Here is a 25,566-nt window from a genome sequence, read left to right on the forward strand (position 1 = left end):
GCTAAAGAGTACAGGCATAAGGCGTTATCCAAATTTAGCAGAGAGTACCTGTCTGCTGGATCGGCATGATCCAGTAGCGGCAGGGGTTGTGCTGGCACACCCGAGCGAGTTCGGCGAGCAGCGCCTGCTGCTGGCTGCTGGGGTGCATGATCTCGAACTTGCAGAACTCCCGATAGCCCTCCACTTGCTCCTTGATGTTGAAGTGGCTGTGCTCGCGGCTGAAGCCACAGATATTGCCAAGGCTGAAGCCGGAGAGAAAATCCAGCTCGATCAGGGTGTCGACTATGTCGTCTTTAATATCGTTCTGGGCGATTAGCACCAGTAGTTGTTCACTGCTCATCGGCGTTTCTCCAGCCAGTAATAGAGGATAGGCAACAGGTAGAGGGTGGTGATGGTGGAGGTCAGCAGGCCGCCTATCACCACTATGGCCAGGGGTTTCTGGATCTCGGCACCAGGACCGGTGGCGAACACCAGCGGCATCAGGCCAAACATGGCGGTGGTGGCCGTCATCAGGATGGGGCGTAGGCGGCGCATGGCGCCCTGTTCCACCCGGGTTAGCAGGTCGCTAAACAGGTGACGGGTCTGCTCATAGTAGCTGACCATCACCACGCCATTGAGCACGGCCACCCCCAGGAGGGCGATGAAGCCCACCGACGCGGGGACCGACAGGTATTCCCCCGACAGGTAGAGGCTGACGATGCCGCCCATCATGGCGAAGGGCACGTTGGCCAGGATCAGCCCAGCCTTGGAGAGGGAGCCGAAGGTGGTGAAGAGGATCAGGGTGATCAGCGCCATGGCGATGGGGATCACCAGTAGCAGGTTGTTGGTGGCGCGCTGCTGGTTCTCAAACTCGCCGCCAAAGCTGACGCTGTAACCAGCCGGCAGCTTGATCTGCTCGTCTATCTTGGCGTTAAGCTCCTCGACGAAGCCGACGATATCCCGTCCCTCGACGTTGGTGGTGATCACCGAGAAGCGATCGCCCTGTTCCCGCTCGATCAGTATCGGGCCCTCCTTATAGCTGAGCTTGGCCACATCGGTCAGGCGCCTGAGGGAGTGATCCGGCATCACCAGTAGCTGTTGCTTAAGCTCATTGATGCTGCCAAGCTTACCCTCGCCGCTGGCGATCAGCACTGGGGTGCGCTTCTTGCCCTGTAGCACCTCGGTCACCGCCACCCCTTCGAGTTGGCTCTTGAGGTAGCGGGCAAACTCCATGGTGCTCATGCCGAAGCCTCTCGCCAGCTCGTTATCCAGGGTGAGGTTGATGAAGGGGCTACCCTCGATAAGCGACATCTTCACATCCACGCTGCCGTCTGTGGCGCTCACCAGTTGCTGGATCTCGCCGGTCAGTGTGCCCAGGGTGTCAATATCTGTGCCGAACACCTTGATGGCCACATCGCCTATGCTGCCGGTCAGCATCTCGGAGACCCGCATCTGGATCGGCTGGGTGAAGTTAAAGTTAACCCCGGCGTATTGCAGCAGCTCGCCGCGAATCGCCTCGATCAGTTCGGCCTTGGTATCGAAGCGCCACTCGCTGCGCGGGGCCAGCTCGAGAAACACGTCCGTCTCGTTCAGCCCCATGGGATCCAGGCCTATCTCGTCGGCGCCGGTGCGGGCGACCATCTGCTTGATCTCAGGTACCTTGGTCAGCAGGGTTTGCTGTATCTGTTTGTCGATGGCGATGGAGGCCTCCAGCGAGATAGAGGGCGACTTCTCCAGCTGCAAAATGATATCGCCCTCATCCAGGGTGGGCATGAAGGTCTTGCCCACCAGGCTAAACAGCCCCAGGCTGACGATCAGCAGGCTGAAGGCGATCAGCATAAAGCCTTTCTTCGCCTCGAAGGTGCGTTTCAGGCTGCCAAGGTAGGCGGCCTTGAGCTTCTCTATCGCCCTAGGCTCCTGGGCCGCCTTCTCGTTCACCAGATAGGAGGCGATCACAGGGATCACGGTGAGCGCCAGCACCAGGGAGGAGAGCATGGCAAACACTATGGTGACCGCCACTGGGGTAAACAGCTTGCCCTCCAGGCCGGTGAGACTCAGCAGCGGCGAGAAGACTATGATGACGATGATGGTACCCGAGACCACAGGGATGGCCACATCCTTGGTGGCGCGGAAGATCAGGTGCAGGCGCGGCAGTCGCTGCTTGGAGGCGATCTGATTCACCATGTTTTCGACCACCACCACAGAGGAGTCCACCAACATGCCGATGGCGATCACCAGGCCGCCCAGGCTCATCAGGTTGGCCGACAGGTCGAACAGATCCATCAGCAGGAAGGTCATTAGGGCCGCCAGCGGTAGCGACAGGGACACCACCAAGGCGGCGCGCACATTCCCCAGAAATAGCGCCAGCAGCACGATCACCAGTAGCACCGCCTCGAACAGGGCGCTGGATATGGTGTCTATGGCGGTGTTGATCAGGTTGGCGCGATCGTAGAAGGTGTTGATCACGCTGCCCTCCGGCAGGCTAGTCTGGATCTGCGCTAGCTTCTGCTTAATGCCGTCGACAACTTGCGCCGTGTTAGTGTCTTTCAGGGCGATGATCAACGCCTCGGCGGTCTCATCACCATCCTTGGTGACGGCGCCGTAGCGCGCCAGGTGGCCTATCTGGATCTCGGCCAGATCCTTAAGGCGATAGACCTTGGCATCGTCGGCCTTCACCACGAGTTGTCCCAGCTCGTCGATATCGTCGATGCGGCCCTCGGCGCGCACGATAATGGTGTCTGTGCCTATGGTGAGCTTACCGGCGCCCTCGTTGTGGTTGTTGTCCTTGATCGCCTGCTGCAGATCAGCAAAGCCTATGCCGGCCGCCGCCATGGCCGCCGGGTTGGGATTGATGCTGAAGCTCTTGGCATAGCCGCCGAGAATGTTAACGTCGGCCACCCCGGGCACAGTGCGCAGCAAGGGACGCACCTCCCACTCCAGCAGCTGCCTGCGTTCCATCAGCGACAGGTTGGGGTTTTCCAGGGAGAACATAAAGATCTCGCTCAAGGGAGTGCTCATGGGGGCGACACCGCCGGAGACTCCTTCGGGAAAGCTGTCCCACACGGAGGCCAGGCGTTCGCTCACCTGCTGCCTCGCCCAGTAGATGTCTGTGCCTTCGGCGAAATCCAGGGTGATGTCGCTGATGGCGTACTTGGTGGTCGAGCGCAGAATCGCCTGATTGGGGATCCCCAGCAGCTCTGTCTCTATGGGCACAGTGATCTGCGCCTCTATCTCTTCGGGTGTCATGCCAGGCGCCTTGAGGATGATCTTCACCTGGGTGGGTGAGATATCGGGAAAGGCATCTAAGGGAATCGCCAGCCAGGCCTTGCCGCCGGCGGCCATCAAAATGGCGGCGACGATCAGCACAAACAGGCGCTGGGTGAGGGAGAAGCGTATTACCGAGGTCAGCATCTTATTCGCCCCCTAGGCCGAGCATGATCCCTTTCACCGCCGCTACCGACTGCGACAACACCTGCATCTGGCTCAGATCCTGGTCGCTGGCGACTATGTACTGCTCCGGCGTCGACCCCAAAATCTCTATGGTGACCGCCTCGAGCTGGCTCGCCTGCTGGGTAAATACCTGGCTCTCCTGCTCCCAGCTGAAGACGCTATGCTTGGGCAGCAGGTAGACGGCCTTTTGATACTCGGGTATCACAGTTATCTGCTGTCCCAGCAACAAGTTACAGCCTTGAGGAACCGGCTCAGACCAGGCGTTGATAAAGGCACCGTCGGCGATGGCCGACTGGGCATCTATGGTGAGATGACAGGCATTGATGTTGATTGCCGACAGCGAGGCCGACTGGCTCATGGGCACATTGACCCGGACGCGAATGGCATCGCTGGGCACCAGAGAGAAGAGCTGAGTGCCGGCGTGGTAGGGGGTGTCTAGCTGATTGAGTTTGACGATACCGGCCACGGGCGCGCCTATGGTCAGCGACTCGCTGGCCTCATCCTTGGCGAGCACCATGGCCATGAAATGCTGCATATGTTCATATTCGAGATGGCTGGCAAAATAGTCCTGGCTGATCTCGCGCCACTTATCGGCGCTGATGCTGCCGTTCTTCAGCAGCGGGCGGTTGCGATCGTAACGCTGCTTCGCCAGTTGATACAGGCTGCTGGCGGCCTCGACCTGGGCCAAAAAGTGAAACACCTCAGGGCCGGTCAGCCTGGCGATGGCCTGTCCCTGGCTGACGGGCTGGCCTTGGCCCACCAGGAAGGTGACCTGCTGAATATTTTCTGGCGTGCTGACCCAGTAATCGTTGCCGGGCAGGCGGGCGACCTGGGCGGGCAGGGCGCTGCCCTCATAGCTGGCCACCTTCTGCGGCTGCACATAGCTTAAGGCAAGCTTGCCTAGGGTCTCTAAGCTTAATGGCTCGGCCTGAGCGGGATGCATAAGGCTGGCGGAGAGAAACGCGGATAAACAGAGGAGGCTGGCACCATACTTGGCCGTCATAATGAGATTCCTAAGGCTTGTAGTTGCTGAGAATGGAGTTGTTGTTGGCTGACCCGGTTTAGCGCCAGACGCGATTCGGTATCCAGTGCATCCATGTAGCGGCGCAGCCAGATCTCATAGCTCACCTGGTTCTGATCTTTCACCTTGGCCAGCTTTTCGGTGATGGTGCGGCTCAGGGAGAGCCCCTGCTTGAGCAGTCGCTGCTGCTGGTCTAGCGTCTCTTGTTGCTTGGCTAGCTTCTCCGCCTGGGTCTTGAGTTGTAGATAGATGCGATCGCTTTGCAGTAGCTGTTCCTGGTTGGTCTGTTGCCAGCTGGCGAGGTCACTCTGGGACAGGGCGGAGCTCACCCCTAGGGGGACAGTGATCCCCAGCCCCAGCTGATTGTCGTCGAGCTGGTCGTCGGCGGTACGCTTGGCGGTGAGAGAGAGGGTCCAGGGATCTTGCGTGCCCGCCTGCTGACGCTCGATCAGCAGACGCGCCTGTTGCTGTTGTAGTCGCTGCAGCTGCCACAGGGGGTGCAGGGCCAGTTGGTTGTCGAACTCGGACACCTGCCGCAGCTCGGCGCTTGGCTCATCATCGATGGATTCAGGTGGCTGTTGCTGGCCGGTGAGACGGTAAAACAGCGAGGCCGCCTCGGCCTGTTGTTGTTTAAGCTGGATCTGCTGCAGGTCGATATCCACCTGTTCGCGCTCGAGTAGCAGCAGGTTGGCCACAGGCAGCTCGCCCACGTCGGTGAGGCGCTTCTGCTGTTGATGCAGCTTATCCAGCAGCTTACGTTTGCGCTCCAGCTGGGCCAACTTGACCGTGGCGAGACGATAGTCCCAGATGCTTTGACGGATAAGGCCGGAGAGGTAAAGATTCTGCAGCGCCTGCTGCTGGCTGCCTATGGCCTGGGACAACTGCTTGATCTGGCTGTCGCTGTCGTAGGCGCCGGGGGACTTTAATGGCAAATTGAGCGACACCTCCTGCTCGTAGCTGTTACCATTGTCCAGGCTACCCAGATGGCTCAGGCTGATGCTGGGGAGCCCCATCAACCAGCTTGAGCTGCTCAGCTGCTGGGCGCGTTCATCCTCGATGACGGGCGCCTGGGCGCTGGCATTGGGGAGCCTGGACTTACTGATCTTCAGCAGGTGATGGAGTTGATGAGTCGAGGCCGCATAGCCAAAGAAACTACTGCTACTTAATGCGGTCAACAGACATATCTTGATACAAGACTTAACGACGGACATAAGCGATTTCTGTGGTATTAAAGTGTGCCGTCAGTCTATTGATTGTGCCGCCCCTGTCTTGAGGGAGATGTATCATAAAGCGGCCTATGGTACATATGTACCATAAGTTAACTTATTGATTTTGTGTTGCTTCGCCTTTTTGTTTTATCGGTTTTCGGCTGTAGGTTTGCCTGTGGATTTTGGCTGTCTGGCGCGTAATTGAGTGTGGGCATGCCGTGATAGGAGTAGGAATATCCATGAAAAAGGATCTGGTTATCATCGCCCTCTTGGTGCTTATCATGTTGTTTAAGCTGGTGGATATTGTCGCCGATGTGCAGCTGGAGATCCCCGCTTGGCATATCGCCCAGGAGAGTGTCTTGGTGCTGCTGACCGTGATCGCCACCCTCTACCTGAGCCGCGACCTAATGCGTCGCTCCCGGCAGGTCAAGGCACTGGCCCACAGGCTCGCCCAGGCCGACAAGCAGATAGACAACCTATCTACCCAGATGCGCGCCGCCCGCCAGGAGTATAGTCAGGCGGTGGCCAGCCAGTTCGATACCTGGGGCTTCACCAAGAGCGAGCAGCAGGTGGCGTTTCTTATCCTCAAGGGGCTCAGCTTTAAGGAGATCGCCGAGGTGCGCCAGACTAAGGAGAAGACGGTGCGTCAGCAGGCCTCCACCATCTATGGTAAGGCCGAGGTGGATGGCCGCCACACCTTCTGCGCCTGGTTTATGGAAGACTTCATTCAAGACCACAATCAGGAGCTGGCGAGCAACGAGGCGGCCTAGTCTCTGCTTGTCAGCGCCCTCAGGTCGAGGGTTATTCCCCGCCCTTCCTGGCCCAACCCGCCGGCAGGCTGTTTTCCATGCGCTCCAGACGTTCGAGCAGCAGTACCTGATTGCTGAGCACCTCCTGCTGGTTGGCGATGATCGCCTGTTGAATCGCCTGGGTTTGGCAGTATCTCAGCTTGTTATGACCATAATTGGCGGCCGTCAGCGCCGCCGAAGAGATGCCGTTGAGCAGCTCGCCGAACTTCTTCAGTGGGTTGTTTTTTATGGTGCCGCCCACATAGCCGTGCACCTGAGCGACAGGCTCAATCTTGGTGGTGCCCAGGGCCTTGAGCAGCTGACCAAACAGTTTGATGGAGCCCGCCCCGGCGGTGACGAAGAAGGCGGCCTGTTCAAACTCGGCAGGATTTTGGTTGATAAACTGGCAGCTGTCGCCCACCAGGCTGTCGAAGTTGAAGTTTGCGTTGCTGTTGGGGCCGAGTCCCTGCCTCAGGGTTTGCAGATGAGTCGTCATCTCGTGAAACACATCGAAGAATCCCGACTGGAAGGCGCCGCCGTCGACCGTGAAGGCGCGATAGAGGGGATAGAGGGAGTAGCCCGGCATGGCATCGATCAGGCTGATCATGGGGTCGAAGTGATAGATGTTGCCGAGCAGGCTGCTGTCTTGCATGTTAAACAACAGGTTACCCGTGGATTCCAGATCGTTCACGAAGGCGATAAGATCGTTTTTAAAGCGGTAGCACTCGCTACCCCCGGCGCAGCTGGCCCCACCGAAGGCGGCCAGCCCCTCAAATTCCTGCTGGATCACCATGCGGCCTTCACTGCCGGCATTCTCGATCATGTCGAACATCTGCTGGGTGTAGCCGTTAAAGCTCTGCTGTGCCTGCTGCAGGATCAGCACCTTACCCTGAATATCTACCGTGTTGGTAACTGTCTTGCCTGCATCCTCTGCGGCGTCGGCGGCGTCCGTTGCCGTGGTCTTGAGCTTATCCCAGATGTCAGATAGCAAGTCGGCCTGACTGCTTGGGCTGAAGGTGAGCCCCGCGGCGAGCAGGCTGGCAATTAACAGGGGATAGGCGCGGGAGAATGTGTGGCTGTTCATAGCGACTCCTAATCGATCAGGCTTGATCAAGCAAGGGGAGATCTTTTAGGTATAGTGGCTATCCTTATTTTGCGAGAGTCGATGGTTAAAGAAATTGACTTAAACCTAGGTAATATCGGCGTTACAGGCGGTTTATCATCGAATCACCAAGCTTTACAGCTTGCGCAAAACTATCTTGCCTCATCGTTGGTATTTAGCGCGGTTTTTGGCTAGGTAATAGTCGAGATTCTTGCTTGCTGCAATGTGAGCCCGGCACTGTTTATTTGCGCCCAATCGGCGTAGCTTAAGGTGATGATCCTTGTGTGAGGTTATTATGGCTAATTCTATCCAACTCGAATCCGAGATCACTTGTCCCCACTGCGGTCATAAGCGTGTGGAGACCATGCCCCAGGATGCCTGCCAATTCTTCTACGAATGCCAGGGCTGCCACGAGATTCTCAAACCCCTCCCCGGCGACTGCTGCGTCTTCTGCTCCTACGGCACGGTGAAGTGTCCGCCAATACAACTTGGCGGGTGTTGTCAGGGTAGGTCTTCTTGAGACCCAGAATGGTGGGGATTAGCGCGGGCTCTCTTTAATAATGGTTTGGAACTGAGCCTGTGAGGTAAAGAGCAAATTATTAACTTTGCGCTGAGTTGTCATTTATATAGGTGACTGTATATCTTACCATAATTGCTGTTAATCGCCTGCCGCGGGCTTATGTGCAGGTACGTCTTCGGGACGCTGTAAAGCCATCCCTGGCCGCTTAACGAAAACATCCCTGTTTTCGATACCCTCAGACATACCTACACACCTTATCCAACGTCTCTTCGATTAACATGATTTTGTATCTGTTAGGTCAACAGAAGGAAAACTCATAAGTGATAGAAGAACAAGGAAATATCCAAATTTGATCGCATTTCATAGATGAAATAGTTGAGGCCAAATCGAAGAGACAGATGACCGGGTGTAAGCACGCTTTTGGCCTTCGGTGGCATGGCAGCTCTTTGACATCCATGTCATCGCTGCATTTGTGAATCCATTCACATCAGATGCCACCGCAGAGCACCCAAGGATGGGCTTGAACAACGTCCCTGTTTAAAAGCCAGTTCGGCATCCATGCCTCTCGTTCGTGAGCTAGAAGCTGCGCTTCACTCACCGTGCCAAAAGAGTGCTTGCACATAAGCCCACCGCAGGTGATAGATAACCTATTAAGCCATGGTTATCTCATTCACTTGCCAGATACCAAAACCCTTAGGGGCACAAAACAAGAAGATTACTTCATCATCTTTATTGATGAACCAAGTTCCCGTTTTTCACCACTTCCTTACACACATCCACCCCATAGCTGTAGGCCAGGGCGGCGGGGGTGGTGATATCCCACAGGCAGAAGTCGGCCTGCATGCCAGGTTTGAGTACGCCGACAGTGGCCTCTACTCCCAGCGCTTTGGCGGCATTACGAGTCATGCCCGCCAGAGCTTCCTCTGGGGTGAGGCGGAACAGGGTGCAGCCCATGTTGAGCATCAGCAGGCTAGAGCAGAGCGGCGAAGAGCCTGGGTTATAGTCGCTGGCTAGCACCATGGGCACACTGTATTGGCGCAGTAGGTCGATTGGCGGCATCTGGGTTTCCCGCAGGAAGTAGAAGGCGCCGGGGAGCAGGGTGGCACAGGTGCCGCTCTCGCTCAGGGCCTTCACGCCGGCCTCGTCCAGGTATTCGATATGGTCCACCGACTTGGCGCCCAATTTGGCGGCCATGGACGAACCGCCCAGATTAGAGAGCTGCTCGGCGTGCAGCTTGAGATCCAGCCCGGCGGCTTTGGCGGCGCTCAGCACCCGCTCTGTCTGTTCCAAGCTGAAGGCGATATTTTCACAGAAGACGTCCACGGCATCGGCCAGGTTTTCGTTAATCACAGCAGGCAGCATCTCGTCGATCACCAGGTCCACATAAGCGTCGCTGTTATCTTTATACTCGGGCGGAATGGCATGGGCGCCGAGGAAGGTGGTTTTCACATCCACATGGTGATGCTTGCCCAGCACGCGGGCGACCCTGAGGAGTTTGAGCTCAGTCTCTGTGTCCAGGCCGTAGCCGGATTTTATCTCGACCGTGGTCACCCCTTCTTTGGCGAGGGCATTGAGGCGTTGGCGTCCCAGTTCGAACAGCTCGGCCTCGCTGGCCTCGCGGCAGGCCTTGACCGTGCTGATGATGCCGCCGCCGGCGCGGGCGATCTCTTCATAGCTGGCACCTTGGAGGCGCAGCTCAAACTCGTTGGCGCGATTGCCAGCGAACACCAGGTGGGTGTGGGCATCGATAAGGCCCGGGGTGAGCCAGCCGCCCTTGCCTCTGTAAACCGGCGTTGACAAGACATCGAACTCGGGTAGCTCGCTGCGAGGACCCATCCAGGCGATCTTGCCCTCCTTGACGGCGATGGCGGCATCGGTGATCGCACCGTAAGGCGCTGAAATTTCAGGGTCCATAGTGGCGATGTTGACGTCAATCCAAACCTGATCCCAAGACATTATGTTTCCCTCGACTGGCGCGCCCTAACGGTGGCGGCAATAAATTTATGTGAGCTAGCTTGTATTTACTTGTATATACAAGCTAGGATTATAGCGGTAATTTTCAGCATTTGAAAAGTGTAATCGAGTTTGCGGCGATGCCTGGGAAGTAATAATCCATTGGGTGCGCCCACAGAGGAGCAGAGATGGCGACGCCCAAGTTTGCAGAGATCAAACAGTTTATCTTGACCAAGGTGGAGTCCGGCGAGTGGCAGCAGCATAGCCGTGTGCCGTCGGAGAACCAGTTGGCCGAGCTGTTTACCTGTAGTCGCATGACGGCGCGGCGCGCCCTGACCGAGCTGACCGAGTCCGGCGTGCTCGAGCGCTCCCAGGGACTGGGCACCTTCGTCGCCGGGCTTAAGTCGCAATCCTCCATGATGGCGATCCGCAACATCGCCGACGAGATCAAGGACAGGGGCCATGGCTACAGCGTGAAGCAGCTGGCACTGACCCAGACTCAGGCCACGGCGCCGATCGCCATCGCCCTGGGACTCGAGGAGGGCAGCGAGGTGTTCTACTCGGTACTGGTGCACTGCGAGCAGGGTACGCCGCTGCAGCTGGAGGAGCGTTTCGTTAACCCCCAGCTGGTGCCCGACTATCTGGCCCAGGACTTTAGCCTGCAGACGCCCCACGAATATCTCTCCTTCGTGGCGCCGCTCACCGAGGCCCGCCACACCATAGAGGCCGTGGTGGCCGATGATATTCAGCGCGAGCGATTGCAGATAACCCAAAGCGAGCCTTGCCTACAGATCCTGCGTCGTACCTGGTCCCGTCAGGGCGTGGTGAGTTTCGCTCGCCTGTTGCATCCGGGCAGCCGTTTCCGCCTCGGCGGACACCTGACCTTCAACCGGTAAGGCGATAAACCCATTTGGGAACGGCCTGTTTCCCTTAGCAGCACTTAGGCTGCAACAGGTAATAAGTTACTGAATAAAGATAAAAATAATGTCATCGAGACAGCAAATTGAGGTAAGCAAGAATGGATAAGAGACACGACCCTAGCCGTCGCATCATAGCGCCACATGGCACTACGCTGAGCTGTAAGAGCTGGCTCACCGAGGCGCCGATGCGCATGCTGATGAACAACCTGCACCCAGATGTCGCCGAGCGTCCGGAAGACCTGGTGGTCTACGGCGGTATCGGCCGTGCGGCCCGTGACTGGCAGTGCTACGACAAGATCGTAGAGGTGCTGCAGCGTCTGGAAGAAGACGAGACCCTGCTGGTACAGTCGGGCAAGCCTGTGGGCGTGTTCAAGACCCACAGCAACGCGCCGCGCGTCATCATCGCCAACTCTAACCTGGTGCCACACTGGGCCAATTGGGAACACTTCAACGAGCTGGATAAGAAGGGCCTGGCCATGTATGGCCAGATGACTGCCGGTTCTTGGATCTACATCGGCTCTCAGGGCATAGTACAGGGCACCTACGAGACCTTCGTGGCCATGGCCAAGCAACACTTTGGCGGCGACGCCAGCGGCAAGTGGATCCTCACCGGCGGCCTGGGTGGCATGGGTGGCGCTCAGCCATTGGCTGGCACCATGGCGGGCTACTCTGTACTGGCCTGTGAGGTGGACGAGACTCGCATCGACTTCCGTCTGCGTACCCGTTATGTGGACAAGAAGGCCACTAGCCTGGATGAGGCGCTGGCGATGATCGACGAAGCCAACAAGAGCGGCAAGCCTGTGTCTGTTGGCCTGCTCGCCAACGCCGCCGACATCTTCGCCGAGCTGGTAGAGCGTGGTATCACCCCGGATGTAGTGACCGACCAGACCTCGGCCCACGACCCACTAAACGGCTACCTGCCACAGGGCTGGACTTTAGAACACGCCGCCGAGATGCGCAAAAAAGATGAAGCGGCCGTGGTTAAGGCGGCCAAGCGGTCGATGGCGGTACAGGTGAAAGCCATGCTGGCCCTGCAGGCAGCGGGCGCGGCCACCACAGATTATGGTAACAACATTCGCCAGATGGCGTTTGACGAGGGCGTGGAAAATGCCTTCGACTTCCCAGGCTTCGTGCCCGCCTATGTGCGTCCACTCTTCTGTGAAGGCATAGGTCCCTTCCGCTGGGCGGCGCTCTCTGGCGATCCGGAAGATATCTACAAGACAGATGCCAAGGTGAAGGAGCTGATCCCAGACAACCCACACCTTCACAACTGGCTGGACATGGCGCGCGAGCGCATCGCCTTCCAGGGGCTGCCTGCTCGTATCTGCTGGGTCGGCCTGAAAGACAGGGCGCGTCTGGCTAAGGCCTTCAACGAGATGGTGAAAAACGGCGAGCTGTCGGCGCCAATCGTGATCGGTCGTGACCACCTGGATTCTGGTTCTGTGGCCAGCCCTAACCGTGAGACAGAATCTATGCTGGACGGCAGCGATGCAGTATCGGATTGGCCGCTGATGAACGCCCTGCTTAACACGGCAAGCGGCGCGACCTGGGTGTCTCTGCACCATGGCGGCGGCGTCGGCATGGGCTTCAGCCAGCACTCGGGTGTAGTGATCGTTGCCGATGGTACCGATGAGGCCGAGGCGCGTCTGGGCCGTGTGCTGTGGAACGACCCGGCCACCGGCGTGATGCGTCATGCGGATGCGGGCTATGAGATCGCCAAGCAGTGCGCCAAGGAGCAGGGCCTAGATCTGCCCATGCTCGACCTATAAAAACAATAAGAACAAGAGGTTGTAACTATGAGTCATTTAGTATTAAAGCCAGGCACCCTGAGCCTGGCACAGCTAAGAGCCATCAGCCGTGGCAAGGTGAGCTTGGAGCTGTGTGACAGCGCGGTTGCCGATATCAACACCAGTGCTGGTCTGGTACAGAAGGTGCTTGACGAAGGCCGCACCGTCTACGGCATCAACACTGGTTTCGGTCTGCTGGCCAACACCAAGATTGGTGAGCAAGATCTGCAGCTGCTGCAGCGCTCTATCGTGTTGTCACACGCCGCCGGTACCGGCCAGTATATGCAAGACGCCACAGTGCGTCTGATGATGGTGTTGAAGATCAACTCCCTGAGCCGTGGTTTCTCTGGTATTCGTCTCGAGGTGATCAACTTCCTGATCGCCCTGGTGAACGCCGAAGTCTACCCATGCGTGCCCGAGAAGGGCTCGGTAGGCGCCTCGGGCGACCTGGCGCCGCTGTCACACATGTGTCTGCCGCTGCTGGGCGAGGGTGAGATGAGCTACAAGGGCCAGATCATCTCGGCCGCCGAAGGCCTGGAGATCGCCGGCCTTAAGCCAATCGAACTGGCGGCGAAGGAAGGTCTGGCGCTGCTTAACGGCACCCAGGCTTCTACCGCCCTGGCGCTGGAAGGTCTGTTCAACGCCGAAGATCTGTTTGCGGCCAGTTCGGTGATAGGCGCCATGAGCGTCGAGGCCGCCATGGGCAGCCGTAGCCCATTCGACCCACGCATCCATGCGGCCCGTGGTCAGAAGGGTCAGATCGACTCGGCCGCCGTGTTCCGTCACCTGCTGGGTGATGAGTCTGAGATCAGCCTAGATCACATCAACTGTGAGAAGGTGCAGGATCCCTATTCGCTGCGTTGTCAGCCACAGGTGCTGGGTGCTTGTCTGACTCAGATCCGTCACGCCGCCGAGGTGCTGGCCACCGAAGCCAACGGCGTAACCGATAACCCATTGGTGTTCCAGGATACCGGCGATATCATCTCGGGCGGTAACTTCCACGCCGAGCCTGTGGCCATGGCGGCGGACAATCTGGCGATTGCTTTGGCCGAGTTGGGCTCCATCGCCGAGCGTCGTATCGCCTTGTTGATCGACTCTAACCTCTCTAAGCTGCCACCATTTTTGGTGGAAAACGGCGGGGTGAACTCAGGTTTCATGATCGCTCAGGTGACTGCGGCGGCCCTGGCCTCTGAGAACAAGACCTACGCCCATCCAGCCTCGGTCGACAGCCTGCCAACCTCGGCCAACCAGGAAGATCACGTCTCTATGGCGACCTTTGCGGCGCGTCGTCTGCGCGACATGTCGGAAAACACCCGTGGCGTGCTGGCGGTTGAACTGCTGGCGGCGGCTCAGGGCCTGGATTTCCGCGCACCGCTGCAGCCTGCGACGGCCGTGGCTAAGGCTAAGGCCGAGCTACGTGAGGTGGTGGCCTACTATGATAAGGACAGATTCTTCGGTCCGGATATCGAGGCGGCTACCGACCTGCTGCTGAGCGCCAGCTACAACCAGTATCTACCGGCTGGCGTGTTACCTAGCCTCTAGTGGAAATGTTGTGAGCGAAAAGGGCCTTAGGGCCCTTTTTTATTGGATGGCGTATAGGGCCAACTAGGATCGGTATTAGTCCATAAGTCTGTGTTGCCATGGGGGCGCTATCTCGCTAGCGTAGAAGGCCAATTTGTCGAGGAGTTTACTATGCAGGGAATCGCCTTTCAGGATGCCTACCCAGATGACCTGAGCCATTGTTATGGCTGTGGACGCAACAACGAGCAGGGTCATCAGCTTAAGAGTTACTGGCGCGGTGAGCAGACCATAGCTCATTTTACCCCCGAGCCCTTTCATACGGCGATCCCAGGCTTCGTCTATGGCGGCCTTATTGCTTCGCTTATCGATTGTCACGGCACCGGCAGTGCAAGCGCCGCCGCCCAGCGAGCGCTCGAACAGGCGGGGGAGCAGCTGGATGAGCCGCCAAGATTTGTCACCGCAGCCCTCAACATAGACTACTTGGCGCCGACCCCCATGGGGGTGGGGCTGGAGCTTGTCGGTGAGATCAAAGAGGTGAAGCCCCGCAAGGTGGTGGTGGAGATTGCCCTGTCGGCAGACGGTAAGCTGTGCGCCCGCGGCCATATGGTGGCGGTCAAGATGCCAGAGACCATGGCCGCAACGTCCGCATAAAAAAACAGGCCATTAAGGCCTGTTTTTCTTTTCGACTAACGATTTGCTTTGCTAAGCCGTCAGGGTTAGCGCGAGCTCATGTCGATAATCTTCAGTGTCATCAGCTCCTTGCTCCACCTGGCCTTGTCTATGCCTTCTATCCAGAAGGTCTCACTGTCGCGGGTCTGTCCCTTACGCAGATAGGTCTCTGGCACGCGGAAGATCGCCTGCCAGACGTTGACCGTCTCTGTCTTGATCAGCTCGCCCGAGTCGGCATACAGGCCGATCTCCATCTCGATGATCACATAGTTCTCTTCGCTGTTGCTGCTGAGCTCGAAGTTGAGTCCCAGGCGGCCCTTGCTGTCCCACTGGCTCTTGAGGTAGCTCACCTTGGCGCCACCCTTGGCGGTGGAACGCAGCAGGTTGGCATGATCCATGGCTGATGCCGTCATGGCGCCGCCCACGACCGGGCCGCTGGCGATCACCACAGGCTGCACCTTGGCGACGGGCTGACTGGCCTGCTCGGCTTGTGTCATGGCTTGTGTATTAGATTGTGTATTAGCCTGTGTCTGGACTGTCTCTGTCCCCTGGCTCTCTATCGCCTGGCCTTCTGTTGTGGCAGAGGTGGTCTGAGGCGTCAGGAACACATATTCCCAGGTGAAGTCGGCGTTGAGTCTGACGGTGGCGCCATTTTCCAGGGTGATCAGCGCGACGGCATCGTCAGCCTTATCGGCTGCAAAGGCGGGAGCCATCAGGAGGAAGAGGGCCATGATGGCGCAGCTTTGTAGTGCTTTATACATTGAATTTAACCAGTTTTAGCGGTTTGTCTGTGGCCTCTAGCATAGTCAAACTCGCAGTAAATTCCTATATGCCTGGATCGCGATTAGCGGATTTTAGTTGCTGTAGCCCAGGCTGAAGAGCGCCGACTGGCTGCCCGAGTCATAACCCAGGCCAAGCACCAGATGACGACCTAGCCGATAGCGGACCCCGAGCTCGCCGCCCCAGCGAGTCTCCCGCTCCGTTTCCCAAGTGGGCTTACCGTCGACGATGCGCGGCGAGATATTGTTGGTGTAGGAGTATTCATGGGTGTAGGCGCTGGCACCGCCGTAGAGGCTGAGGTGGTCTGTGAGTCCATAGCTGAGGCCGAACCGCCACAGTTTATCCTGGGTATAGGCTTCGCTGGGGGCCTCCACTTCTATGTCCCGTTTCTGGCTCTGGGCATAGCCCAGATAGTAGCCCCAGTTGGCATAATTCCTGTCATAATGGCTGGGTGCCAGGGTGATACCATAGAGCGCCGACTCGGCCGGAATATAATCCAGGGTGATGGCCGTCTTGGGGCTTGGCCCCTGGGTTTGGTCTGCCGCCAACAGGGGGCTGGCGCCGACGAGCAAGACGGCGCCGAGTAGAGGCTTTAGCATAATTCTCTCCATCATCACGGGACAATGGATTGTTGAGAATCTCTGTATTACAGTCAATCAGATAGGCTAAAATAGCTTTGAAAATAAGTAGTTGTATCGCTTTTGTTGGTGTGCTGAAATAGCCTTGTTGCAGGCTCATTATCGGATTAGCCACAACAGGTGAATTTGCAAGGAGAGAGAATTTTGGATCAAGAATTACGCTCACAGGTGTCGCTCTGGTTGACCCACTTCGGCATAGATAGTCCATCGGACGGGGTATCTACCGGCGTCATGGTCTTTGCTTGTCTGTTGATCGCCTTCATCGGCTATGTGGTGGTGAAACGTGGCGTGGTGAGCACAATGAACATAGTGATCCAGCGCTCTAAGGTGCGTTGGGACGACATCTTCATGCAGCACAGGGTGCTGGAGAAGCTGGCCAAGTTGGTACCCGCCTTGATCCTCAACATCTTGCTGCCGTTGGCCTTGGTGGAGCATCCGCTGCTCAGCAGCCTGGCGGACAGACTGCTGGATGTGGCGATAGTGATCCTCTTCGTGCGGGCCGTCTACAGCGTGCTGGACGCGGGTAACGAGATCGCCGACGTCAACATGATCAGCCGCCGGTTGCCGATCAAGAGTTTCGTGCAGCTTCTCAAGCTGTTTATGTTCTTCGTCGCCATCATCATCTCGATCTCTGTGCTGGCGGAGCAGTCGCCGGTCTATTTCCTCAGCGGCCTGGGTGTCGCCACGGGTCTGGTGATGTTGGTGTTCAAAGACACTATTTTGGGTTTCGTGGCCGGTATTCAGCTGGCGGCCAACCGCATGGTCAGCCCGGGTGACTGGATCCAGATGGATAAGTATGGCGCCGACGGTGCGGTGGAGGAGGTCTCGCTGACCACGGTCAAGGTGCAGAACTGGGACAAGACAATCACTATGATCCCCGCCTACGCCCTGGTATCCGACGCCTTTAAGAACTGGCGCGGCATGTCTGAGTCGGGCGGCAGGCGTATCAAGCGGGCGGTCAATATCGATATCGACTCCATCGCCTTTCTCAGTGACGAACAGCTTAAACGCCTGGGTAAGATCAATCTGCTCAAGGATTACCTGGCCCGCAAAGAGGCGGAGATCGCCGAGTTCAACGCCAAGATTCAGGATGGCGACATGCCGGTGAATAGCCGTAACCTCACCAATGTCGGCACCTTTAGGGCCTATCTGCTGGAATATATGCGTAAGCACCCTAAGGTGCATCAGGAGATGACACTACTGGTGCGTCAGCTGGCGCCGACCACAGAGGGGTTACCCATAGAGATCTATATCTTCACCAACGATACCCGCTGGGCGTTTTACGAGGATATTCAGGCGGATATCTTCGATCATATCTATGCGATTCTGCCTCAGTTTAACCTGCGGGCCTTCCAGGCACCTACCGGCGCCGATGTGCGTAGTCTTAAGGGTTAGTCTCGGGTGACGAGTATGGCGGCCAGGGTGAGAAACACGCCGCCACTGGTGCGGTCGAACCAATGCAGGCGGTTGCTGGCCCTGAGTTTTGGGGCCAGCACGTTTGCCATGCTGGCATAGATCATCACGAAGCTGAAATCCACCAGGGCCCAGGTGAGCGCCAGTATGGCGAGCTGTGGCCCCTGGGGCGCCGTGATATCGATAAATTGTGGAAACAGGGCGCCGAAGAAGAGCAGATCCTTAGGATTGCTTATCCCCACCAGAAAGGCCTCTTTAAACATCTGCTTAGGTGTGCCCTTACCCTTGATGTGTTGCAGGTCCAGCCCCTGTGCGCTGGCCTTGGTCAGTATCAGCTTGATCCCCAGATAGATAAGATAGGCCGCGCCGCAATACTTAAGCAGGGTAAAGCCATACTCGGTGGCGCTCAGCAGCGCGCCCAGGCCGGCGGCTGAGGCAAACATCAACAAGAGGGCCGAGCTGACGCTACCCAGGGCGGTGGCCAGGCTGCGCACCTTGCCGAAATGGATCCCATGACTCATGGACAGCACCGCCATGGTGCCGGGTGAGATGGCGATAAGCAGGATCGCCGCCAGATAGAGTAGCCAGGTATCTAAGTTCATCTGAAAATTGTATACAAAATGCTGGTGGCCGCACTATAACCAGTGCGACCCGATTTGGCAATCTGTTAGGCTGTCTTAGGCGTGGTAATCGGGGATGGCCTTGGCGTGGCGGCCCTTGATGGTGCGGTAGAAGTCGAGGATCTGCGCCATCTCCTTGTCGATATCGCCTGTGACGCTAATCGCCTCGGGGATCACCACACGTTTACCGGCAAAATCCAGCGCTACCGTGACTATGGGCACCTGCGCCTTAGTGGCGATATGGTAGAAGCCTGTCTTCCAACGTTTCACCGGGCTGCGGGTGCCTTCCGGCGCCAGCGCCAGCTTGAACTCGGGATCTTGCTGAAACAGTTGCGCCGCGGCGTCCACCAAGTTGTTGTTCTTGCGGCGATCCACCGGGGTGCCGCCGATGGCGCGGAACAGCCAGCCCCAGGGGGGAATAAACAGCTGATGCTTGCCGAGGAAGTGGATCTTCTGCCCCAGGGCGCCCCTGGCCAATACGCCGACGATGAAGTCCCAGTTGCTGGTGTGGGGGCCGACGATGGCGATATATTGAGGCGCCTCGGGGAGTCGACCGTCTATGGTCCAGCCGCTGAGTTTGAGGATAGCTTTACACAAAGATTGAAACATAAATTGGGCTCTACTGAATCGGTCTAACGAGGCATTTTTATAGAGAAGATAATGCCTTACCAAGCTTTTAATATATACTAAACGGGCCCTGATGCCTCCCTCTGGAGAAGATGATGAACAAAAAAGGATGGATTTTACTGCTCCTGCTGCTGGGACTCCCGGTGCAGGCGGTACCGACGGACGATATCGCCAATATCCTGCGGGATCAGGAGGCGGCCTGGAATCGCGCCGATCTGGATGCCTATATGCAAGGCTACTGGCAGAGTGACAAGATGCGTTTCGTCTCGGGCAATAAATTCCGCTATGGCTGGGCCGAGACGCTGGCGGCCTACAAGAAGAACTATCCCGATAAGGCGACCCTGGGGCAGCTCAAGTTCACCATAGAAGAGACCAAGATGCTCAGCAATTATGCCGCCATCGTCGTGGGCCGCTGGCAGCTGACCCGGGTCAAAGACAAGCCCAACGGCGTATTTACTCTCTTGGTGGAGAAGATAGACGACAAGTGGGTGATCACGCACGATCACTCGTCGGATTAGGCCGTTTTCGGCGATTCATCCTCCATTTCGGCCCCTTGTTCGGGACCAGTCTCGAACTTAAACACCTGCCTGCCCAGGTTTCTCCCCTTACCATCGTACCTGACCTCGACAAACTCACACTTGCCCTGTCTGTCCCGCAGCAGGATGGAGGTCGAGCGGGTGCCGTATTCCGGATGCTTGATATAGATGGAGGAGAGTAGCCGCTCCCACTCGAGGGCGACGCCGGTTTGCGGCAGATCCGCATCGGGCGCCTGACGCTCATCTGTCATTATGGTCAGCAGGGCCTGAATATCTATCTCGTCACTTTGGGTGATCTCCCGTTCCAGGGCCTGGGTCCCCTTGGCCATCTTGGGCCAGATATCGTCGAGGGCGCCGTTGCTGATGGCATGAAAGCCAGGTGACAGCCGCTTCATCGTCTTGCTGACGCTGTGGTAGCAGTAGAGTTCTAACTCCTTGCCGAACAGCAGGTTGAAGGGGTTGTAGTGTTGGCTGTGCTCCCTGAGCCAGCCCGTAGTTATGGTCTGGGACTGGGTCAGCGCCTTGATCACCAGATCGCCCCGGCTGTGACGATTGGCCTCGTGCAGCTCTGGGGCGCGAATGTTGGTGAGTGCGGCGATCTCGCCCTGGCGATTCACCCCGAGCCAGCTGCCGCCGGCTTCGAGATCTTTGCCCGCCAGCAGCCGATTGTCAGGGGGCCAAAAGTGGGCCGGCTCCGTGGGTCTGTGGTGAAACTCGTCCCGATTGGCACAGAGGATCAGCGGATACCTGGGATGTACCTCGAGGGCGACGAAGAGAATGCACATGGATGGCTCCAGAGGGGGCGTTTGTCTCTAACTTAGCCTCCCGTGGCGAGAAAAGCTATCCCCTAACTCCTAGTGCTGGCCGTGCTCATGTTCGTGGTGATGTGTGTGCTTGTGCTCATGGCTGTGCTTGTGTTCATGACCACTAGCAGGATTATGGCTGTGATCATGGGCCTTAGGCTTCCACAGCATGATGCGGGCCATAAACTTGCGCGGCCCCAGTCGTAGCAGGCTAGCGGCAAATAACATGGCGACCAGTGCCAGGCTCAGCTGGTTAACCGTCTCGGGCAGGCTGAGCAGCCGGCTCCATTCAGGGATCAACCAGTGGGTGCCCAGCAGGCAGAGGCCGATCACCCCTGTGAGCGCCAGACGCTGGGTCCAGTCCATCAATTTCAGCTGTGCCAGGTTGAAGACGGGGGCCGCCAGCAACACTAGCATCACAGCCTCCATGGTCCAGCCGCTGTAGGCCAGGGACAGCGCCAATACCGCGCCGCCGAGATTACAGAAACGCATCGGCAGAAGCAGCAGGAGCAATACGCCAACCTGCACCAGAGGAGAGGTGAGGGGCACAGACGGGTGGCCGATAAGGTTGGCCAATACCAGGCTGAGGATGATCCAGGGGGCGCTGCGATCCACCTGGTGGGCGAAGCCGAAGCGCCAGGCGGAGTTAGGTAATCCCAGATGAGGATCCGTGGGTTCGACCCGCGTCATGGTGAGTAAGATCCCCACCAATGTCAGGCCGATCAGCTGGATAAATGCCAGGCTAGGTCCCAGGAGCAGCAGGGTGATCACCAAAGCCTCTGGCCCTGCCAAGCGTTGCAGCCAGCGCTGGCTCAGGCGCTCATGGTGAGGCGACAGGCCAAACAGGTAGCGCATCGCCGCCAGGCTATAGCTCAGCAGGAGCACAGGCGCCAGGGTTAGCAGCCAGTCCAGCAGTTGATCGCTGCTGTGGCTGTGTTCGTGATGGTCGTGGCCGCCGGAGTCGAACGCCAGCAGCACAAACAGCAGGGCGATACCCAACAGGCTGCCTATGCCGGCCTGATATTCATACTTGCCCTGTTTGTCGTCTATGGTGTGGCCATGGGGCTGATGCAGCACCACGTGCAGAATCGAGCCGGTGACGAAGGCCTGCAGATAGACTGTGTTGTCCAGGCTTAGCTGCGCCAGTAACTGCTCGCCGGCGAAATAGCCCACGCCTGTCAGCAGCATCATGCCGCCTAATACTATGGATGCCCAGCGACTACCTACCTGAGGCTTGAGTAGCCACCAGATCGCTAGCCCCACAGGCAGACGATGCAGAATCACCCCTAGGGCCAACAGGCTGGAGTTACCGTCCTGCTGGGCCAGCACCATGGCGCCGCCGTCGGTGAGGGTATGCAGCAGGAGTCCGCCTATGCCGAGTGTCAGGGTCAGGTTATGGGTGACCTCTGAGTAGCGGTGAAACAGGCGCTCGCTAAGGGTCGGGCCCCAGAGGCCGACAATAACAAACGCCAGGGAGAGGAAACCGCCGTGCTCCAGGAGCTCCGGCAGGATATGGATCAGCACCAGGCCGCCAAGGGACACGAAGATGAAACCATCCAAGCCTTTTTGCAGACCTGTCCCTGTCGTAAAGAAACGATAGAAGAGTGGGCCTAACAGGAGTGCAATACAACTGGCGACGAGATAGTACATATAAGTGTTAACAAGGGAACCTAGAAAGCCAGCTAGTATATCAGTCTTATGTCTGCCAATCGAACAATTAACCCGAGGGGAAAAATAATTTACATGGCATGAGCCGGCTGGTGCCCCCGTGGACGGCGGAAAAACCTGGGAAGAGTGTCGATTTTGTTATCTTAGCTACTGATTAATATTGTCATTAAGTTATACAATATAGGTTCAACTTTTGACGAATATTGAGCTATGGACATCTTTTCTGCTGCGGTAATGTTGTTTTTGATCATGGACCCCCTGGGGAACTTACCCATTTTCGCCTCGATTCTTCGTCATATCGAACCTAAGAAGCGGCGCAAGGTGTTGGTGCGGGAGCTGATTTTCGCGCTGATCATCATGCTGCTCTTCCTGTTTGCCGGTGAGGCGATTCTCAGCTTTCTTAACCTGAGATCCGAGTCGGTCAGCATTGCCGGCGGCATCATACTCTTCCTTATTGCTATCAGGATGATCTTCCCCCAGCCAGGCGGCGTGGTGGGGCTGGCGGCGGGTGAAGAGCCCTTTATTGTGCCTATGGCGATCCCTCTGATGGCTGGTCCCTCTGTGTTGGCGGCGCTGATTCTGCTGGCCCATACCGACAGCTCGCGCATGATGGATTGGACCATAGCCCTGTTTGCTGCCTGGGTGGCCAGCGCCGTAATACTGCTCTTCTATAAGCTGTTTACCAAACTTCTGGGTGAGAAGGGCCTGACGGCGGTGGAGCGCCTGATGGGCATGGTGCTGGTGATGATCTCGGTGCAGATGTTCCTCGACGGCGTGGCTAAATATATCGCTCACGCCGCATAAGGGACATGGGCGCTTGCCGTAATGGTCGGCGCCTTCACTCTTTTGACCTGAACAGTCGCGATTTATCCTTTGTCTTAAGGCCGTAACAGCTGTTTGAGGGTAAGAGATCTCCTTGCATCTCGGAAGCGACTCTGGAATGATTTGAATATTGTATTCAATTAACTCTTGAGTGACCCCATGACGCGTCTGCCTGCGCTATCTGTTCGCAGCCTCTTGCTGCTTTCTCTGTCTCTTCTCTGCGCTCTGCCCTCTGTTGCTATGGTGCAGGCCAACGAGTATCGGGATCTGCTCAACTATCGGGGAACCCCAAATAATATGGAACAGAGGGATCCGCAGGGTAACCTGACGATTCCCGCCGTCTACATGGACCAAGGTGCCTGGCATGGTTTTCATCTGCCGGACTCGCCCGCCTACTATGGTGGCTTCACCGGGCCGCTGTTTATTGCCCAGGAGTACAGCCTGCATCTGAGCGATAGCCTGCAGAAACTGCAGCTGTTCTCCGGGGAGTCTGGTCAGAGTGTGGATCTGTCCAAGGCGGAGCAGGTTGAGATCTACAGCGAGCCCTGGGGACTGGTGCAGCGCTTTCGCTTCAAGGATCTTGAACTCACCACCACCCTGGAATATAGCGATAATCGCACCGCCATCGTCTCGACCAGGCTGATTAACCTGACTGACAAGCCAGGTTCCTGGCACTTGAGTTGGTCGGGCAGCCCTTTCGCCACTCATCCCAAACTGAAACAGTATCGCTTGGTCGATAAGCGGCTGCTGAGCGATGACGCCGTGACCTGGCAGTTTACTCCTATAGATCAGACCTGGCAGATGCAGCTCGATGATGCCAGTTACCGTCTGGCATTTGAGCAGGCCGTAACCCTATCGGTCGAGGGGCCCCAGGGCTATCGCGCCGACAGCCAGATGTTGATCCTGGCACCGGGAGAGGCGACTGTGCTACGCGCCGCCCACCAGTATTTTCATACTCAAGTCGAGGCCAGGCATGCGGCTAAGCTTGACTGGCCTACAGTGACAGCGAAGCTTGCGGCCAATCAATCTCGTTGGCAGCAGCGGCTGGATAAGCTAGTACGCGGAGGGGACTTCGAAGCCAAGCGCCTGGCCGCCAAGGCCATGGTGACCCTGCTGCACAACTGGCGTAGCCCAGCGGGCGCTTTGTTGCATGATGCCGTCACGCCATCTGTGACCTATAAGTGGTTCAACGGTGTCTGGGCCTGGGACAGCTGGAAACAGGCGGTGGCGCTTGCGCAGTTCGATGTGGCGCTGGCCGAGTCGAACGTGCTGGCGATGTTTGATTATCAGTTCGATGCCAAGGACCCGCTGCGCCCCGAGGATGCGGGTAACCTGCCCGACGCTATCTTCTATAACCCCGATGCCAGTCGCGGCGGCAAAGGGGGCAACTGGAACGAACGTAACGGCAAGCCACCATTGGCGGCTTGGGCCGTATGGCAGATCTACCAGCAGAGCCAGGATAAGGCGTTGATTACCAAGCTCTACCCTAAGCTGGTTGCCTACCATGAATGGTGGTATCGCAATCGAGACCATAACCACAACGGCCTGGCGGAATATGGCGCTAATCGTCATCCCCGCCATGGCGAGCCGGGTAAGCCGGACAGGGAGGCGGTGATCGAGGCGGCGGCCTGGGAGTCGGGCATGGACAATGCGCCGCGTTTCGACATGGGTAATGGGCTCCAGGTGCTGGAAAATTATGATGCTAAGGGGCGACTGCTGGGTTACTCCATCTCCCAGGAGTCAGTTGATCTCAACAGCTACCTGTATGCGGAGAAGGGCTATCTTGCTCAGATGGCTGAGTTACTGGGCTTGGACAGCGAGGCGGCGGTTTGGCGTAAGCAGGCGGTGAGCCTAGGGGAGCTGATCCGCAGCGAGTTTTTCGATGAGCAGAGTGGCTTCTTCTACGACAGACGCTTAGCGGGTGAGCGCTCACATCTGATGATCGCCGAGGGTAAGGGGGTCGAGGGCTGGCTGCCGCTGTGGGCCGGCGCCGCCAGTCAGGCTCAGGCGGAGCGGATGATCGCCACTCAGCTCAATGCTTCTAACTTTGGGACCAAGCTGCCCTTTCCCACTGTGAGCGCCGACAATTCGGCCTTTGCCCCGCGGCGTTACTGGCGCGGCCCCGTCTGGCTGGATCAGGCGCTGTTTGGCCTGCAGGGAGTCTCCCGTTATGGCCACGACGAGCTGGCGCGGCGCCTCGCCACTCAGTTGGTGAATGAAGCCCAAGGTGTACTGGGTGATGGGCCCATACGGGAGAACTATGATCCTCTGACCGGAGACGGGCTGCACTGCACCAACTTTAGCTGGTCAGCCTCTGTGTTGCTGCTCATCTATCGCAGCTGGCTCAGCACTGATTGAGGCAGAGAGAAGAGATAAGAGATAAGAGTGGCGTGGCGATTGGCCGCGCTTCTCGCTATTTAGCCGCTGACCTATACCTCTTTAGTGAAAAATAGCACTTTTACTCTACTCTACAGGGAAAAATACTGTTAATGTCTTGTAGTGGACCTTGGGTGTTGTTGTTACGTTTGCCGCTAAGTGGGCGTTAACACCCGTCTGGCCGAGTCACCGGCCGCTTAACTCAGCGTGTTTTTTGTGTCGATTTATATTGGCAATGTAAATGCCTATAGCGATGAGTTAGCCCCCTTCCCAAGTCCCCACTAAAATTATCTAAGTTAGGCAGCCTTAGGGTCACCCAGCGGGGAAGGCGTTCCGTTTGGGGATAAATACAGGCACAAGGAATT

22 protein-coding genes are annotated in these 25,566 nt (G+C 57.4%); 10 read left to right on the forward strand and 12 right to left on the reverse strand.

Annotation, left to right across the window (positions count from 1 at the left end; all coding sequences use genetic code 11):
- Positions 1–34: 34 nt before the first annotated feature.
- From AYI87_RS18390 to AYI87_RS18405, 4 genes are read right to left on the reverse strand one after another with little or no spacing between them, the layout of a single operon-like run.
- A complete protein-coding gene (locus tag AYI87_RS18390) occupies positions 35–340 on the reverse strand; it encodes a DUF3240 family protein (protein ID WP_144204123.1) in 306 nt (101 codons plus the stop codon).
- The gene (locus tag AYI87_RS18395; RefSeq protein ID WP_144204124.1) at positions 337–3,390 is read right to left on the reverse strand and encodes an efflux RND transporter permease subunit; all 3,054 of its coding nucleotides are present in this window, start codon (positions 3,388–3,390) and stop codon (positions 337–339) included. Before AYI87_RS18395 ends, AYI87_RS18390 begins: the two co-directional genes overlap by 4 nt.
- A 1-nt stretch (position 3,391) precedes the next feature.
- A complete protein-coding gene (locus tag AYI87_RS18400; protein WP_144204125.1) occupies positions 3,392–4,432 on the reverse strand; it encodes a membrane fusion-like protein in 1,041 nt (346 codons plus the stop codon).
- Positions 4,429–5,661 carry a TolC family protein gene (locus AYI87_RS18405; RefSeq protein ID WP_144204126.1) on the reverse strand — a complete coding sequence of 411 codons (1,233 nt, stop codon included), beginning with the start codon at positions 5,659–5,661 and terminating at the stop codon, positions 4,429–4,431. Before AYI87_RS18405 ends, AYI87_RS18400 begins: the two co-directional genes overlap by 4 nt.
- Before the next feature lie 236 nt (positions 5,662–5,897).
- Here AYI87_RS18405 and AYI87_RS18410 point away from each other — a divergent pair, with 236 nt between their 5' ends.
- Positions 5,898–6,428 carry a helix-turn-helix transcriptional regulator gene (locus tag AYI87_RS18410; protein WP_144204127.1) on the forward strand — a complete coding sequence of 177 codons (531 nt, stop codon included), beginning with the start codon at positions 5,898–5,900 and terminating at the stop codon, positions 6,426–6,428.
- A gap of 31 nt (positions 6,429–6,459) precedes the next feature.
- Here the strand turns inward: AYI87_RS18410 and AYI87_RS18415 are convergent, their stop codons facing one another.
- Positions 6,460–7,530: a hypothetical protein gene (locus tag AYI87_RS18415; protein WP_144204128.1), complete on the reverse strand. Its 1,071-nt coding sequence runs from the start codon at positions 7,528–7,530 to the stop codon at positions 6,460–6,462.
- Between the two features lie 313 nt (positions 7,531–7,843).
- Between AYI87_RS18415 and AYI87_RS18420 the strand changes: the two genes are divergently transcribed.
- The gene (locus tag AYI87_RS18420; RefSeq protein ID WP_144204129.1) at positions 7,844–8,068 is read left to right on the forward strand and encodes a GDCCVxC domain-containing (seleno)protein; all 225 of its coding nucleotides are present in this window, start codon (positions 7,844–7,846) and stop codon (positions 8,066–8,068) included.
- 729 nt (positions 8,069–8,797) lie between these two features.
- On the opposite strand, the gene hutI is transcribed toward AYI87_RS18420, so the two are convergent.
- A complete protein-coding gene (hutI, locus tag AYI87_RS18425; protein WP_144204130.1) occupies positions 8,798–10,024 on the reverse strand; it encodes an imidazolonepropionase in 1,227 nt (408 codons plus the stop codon).
- Positions 10,025–10,209: 185 nt separating this feature from the next.
- On the opposite strand from hutI, the gene hutC reads away from it, so the two are divergent.
- The 4 genes from hutC to AYI87_RS18445 all read left to right on the forward strand — a co-directional run bounded on the left by hutC (position 10,210) and on the right by AYI87_RS18445 (position 14,900).
- Positions 10,210–10,917 carry a histidine utilization repressor gene (gene hutC / locus AYI87_RS18430; protein WP_144204131.1) on the forward strand — a complete coding sequence of 236 codons (708 nt, stop codon included), beginning with the start codon at positions 10,210–10,212 and terminating at the stop codon, positions 10,915–10,917.
- A 122-nt stretch (positions 10,918–11,039) separates the two neighbouring features.
- A complete protein-coding gene (gene hutU / locus AYI87_RS18435) occupies positions 11,040–12,710 on the forward strand; it encodes a urocanate hydratase (protein ID WP_144204132.1) in 1,671 nt (556 codons plus the stop codon).
- Positions 12,711–12,737: 27 nt separating this feature from the next.
- Positions 12,738–14,270: a histidine ammonia-lyase gene (gene hutH / locus AYI87_RS18440; protein ID WP_011867550.1), complete on the forward strand. Its 1,533-nt coding sequence runs from the start codon at positions 12,738–12,740 to the stop codon at positions 14,268–14,270.
- Positions 14,271–14,420: 150 nt separating this feature from the next.
- A complete protein-coding gene (locus tag AYI87_RS18445) occupies positions 14,421–14,900 on the forward strand; it encodes a PaaI family thioesterase (protein WP_144204133.1) in 480 nt (159 codons plus the stop codon).
- Between the two features lie 65 nt (positions 14,901–14,965).
- Here AYI87_RS18445 and AYI87_RS18450 read toward each other — a convergent pair whose 3' ends face one another.
- Together AYI87_RS18450 and AYI87_RS18455 are read right to left on the reverse strand one after the other, a co-directional pair.
- Positions 14,966–15,679: a DUF3157 family protein gene (locus tag AYI87_RS18450; protein WP_144204134.1), complete on the reverse strand. Its 714-nt coding sequence runs from the start codon at positions 15,677–15,679 to the stop codon at positions 14,966–14,968.
- A gap of 93 nt (positions 15,680–15,772) precedes the next feature.
- The gene (locus AYI87_RS18455) at positions 15,773–16,297 is read right to left on the reverse strand and encodes a porin family protein (RefSeq protein ID WP_144204135.1); all 525 of its coding nucleotides are present in this window, start codon (positions 16,295–16,297) and stop codon (positions 15,773–15,775) included.
- 183 nt (positions 16,298–16,480) lie between these two features.
- Between AYI87_RS18455 and AYI87_RS18460 the strand changes: the two genes are divergently transcribed.
- Positions 16,481–17,731 (forward strand): mechanosensitive ion channel family protein, encoded by a 1,251-nt coding sequence (locus AYI87_RS18460; RefSeq protein WP_144204136.1) that lies wholly within the window; start codon positions 16,481–16,483, stop codon positions 17,729–17,731.
- Here the strand turns inward: AYI87_RS18460 and AYI87_RS18465 are convergent.
- Positions 17,728–18,351, reverse strand: a complete 624-nt coding sequence (locus tag AYI87_RS18465) for a LysE family translocator (protein WP_144204137.1) — start codon at positions 18,349–18,351, stop codon at positions 17,728–17,730. The two genes, AYI87_RS18460 and AYI87_RS18465, sit on opposite strands and share 4 nt — an antisense overlap.
- A 75-nt stretch (positions 18,352–18,426) precedes the next feature.
- A complete protein-coding gene (locus tag AYI87_RS18470; protein WP_144204138.1) occupies positions 18,427–18,978 on the reverse strand; it encodes a lysophospholipid acyltransferase family protein in 552 nt (183 codons plus the stop codon).
- 113 nt (positions 18,979–19,091) lie between these two features.
- Here AYI87_RS18470 and AYI87_RS18475 point away from each other — a divergent pair, with 113 nt between their 5' ends.
- Positions 19,092–19,514: a YybH family protein gene (locus AYI87_RS18475; protein WP_144204162.1), complete on the forward strand. Its 423-nt coding sequence runs from the start codon at positions 19,092–19,094 to the stop codon at positions 19,512–19,514.
- On the opposite strand, the gene AYI87_RS18480 is transcribed toward AYI87_RS18475, so the two are convergent.
- Positions 19,511–20,317 (reverse strand): NRDE family protein, encoded by an 807-nt coding sequence (locus AYI87_RS18480; RefSeq protein ID WP_144204139.1) that lies wholly within the window; start codon positions 20,315–20,317, stop codon positions 19,511–19,513. The genes AYI87_RS18475 and AYI87_RS18480 overlap by 4 nt on opposite strands.
- A gap of 69 nt (positions 20,318–20,386) precedes the next feature.
- On the reverse strand, positions 20,387–21,985 hold the full coding sequence (locus tag AYI87_RS18485; RefSeq protein ID WP_144204140.1) for a metal transporter: 1,599 nt from the start codon (positions 21,983–21,985) through the stop codon (positions 20,387–20,389).
- A gap of 228 nt (positions 21,986–22,213) precedes the next feature.
- On the opposite strand from AYI87_RS18485, the gene AYI87_RS18490 reads away from it, so the two are divergent.
- On the forward strand, positions 22,214–22,807 hold the full coding sequence (locus AYI87_RS18490) for a YhgN family NAAT transporter (RefSeq protein WP_144204141.1): 594 nt from the start codon (positions 22,214–22,216) through the stop codon (positions 22,805–22,807).
- 177 nt (positions 22,808–22,984) lie between these two features.
- Positions 22,985–25,183 (forward strand): MGH1-like glycoside hydrolase domain-containing protein, encoded by a 2,199-nt coding sequence (locus AYI87_RS18495; RefSeq protein ID WP_144204142.1) that lies wholly within the window; start codon positions 22,985–22,987, stop codon positions 25,181–25,183.
- Positions 25,184–25,566 lie beyond the last annotated feature (383 nt).

Source organism: Shewanella sp. KCT (assembly GCF_007636505.1).
In the GTDB taxonomy this organism is placed as follows: domain Bacteria; phylum Pseudomonadota; class Gammaproteobacteria; order Enterobacterales; family Shewanellaceae; genus Shewanella; species Shewanella halotolerans.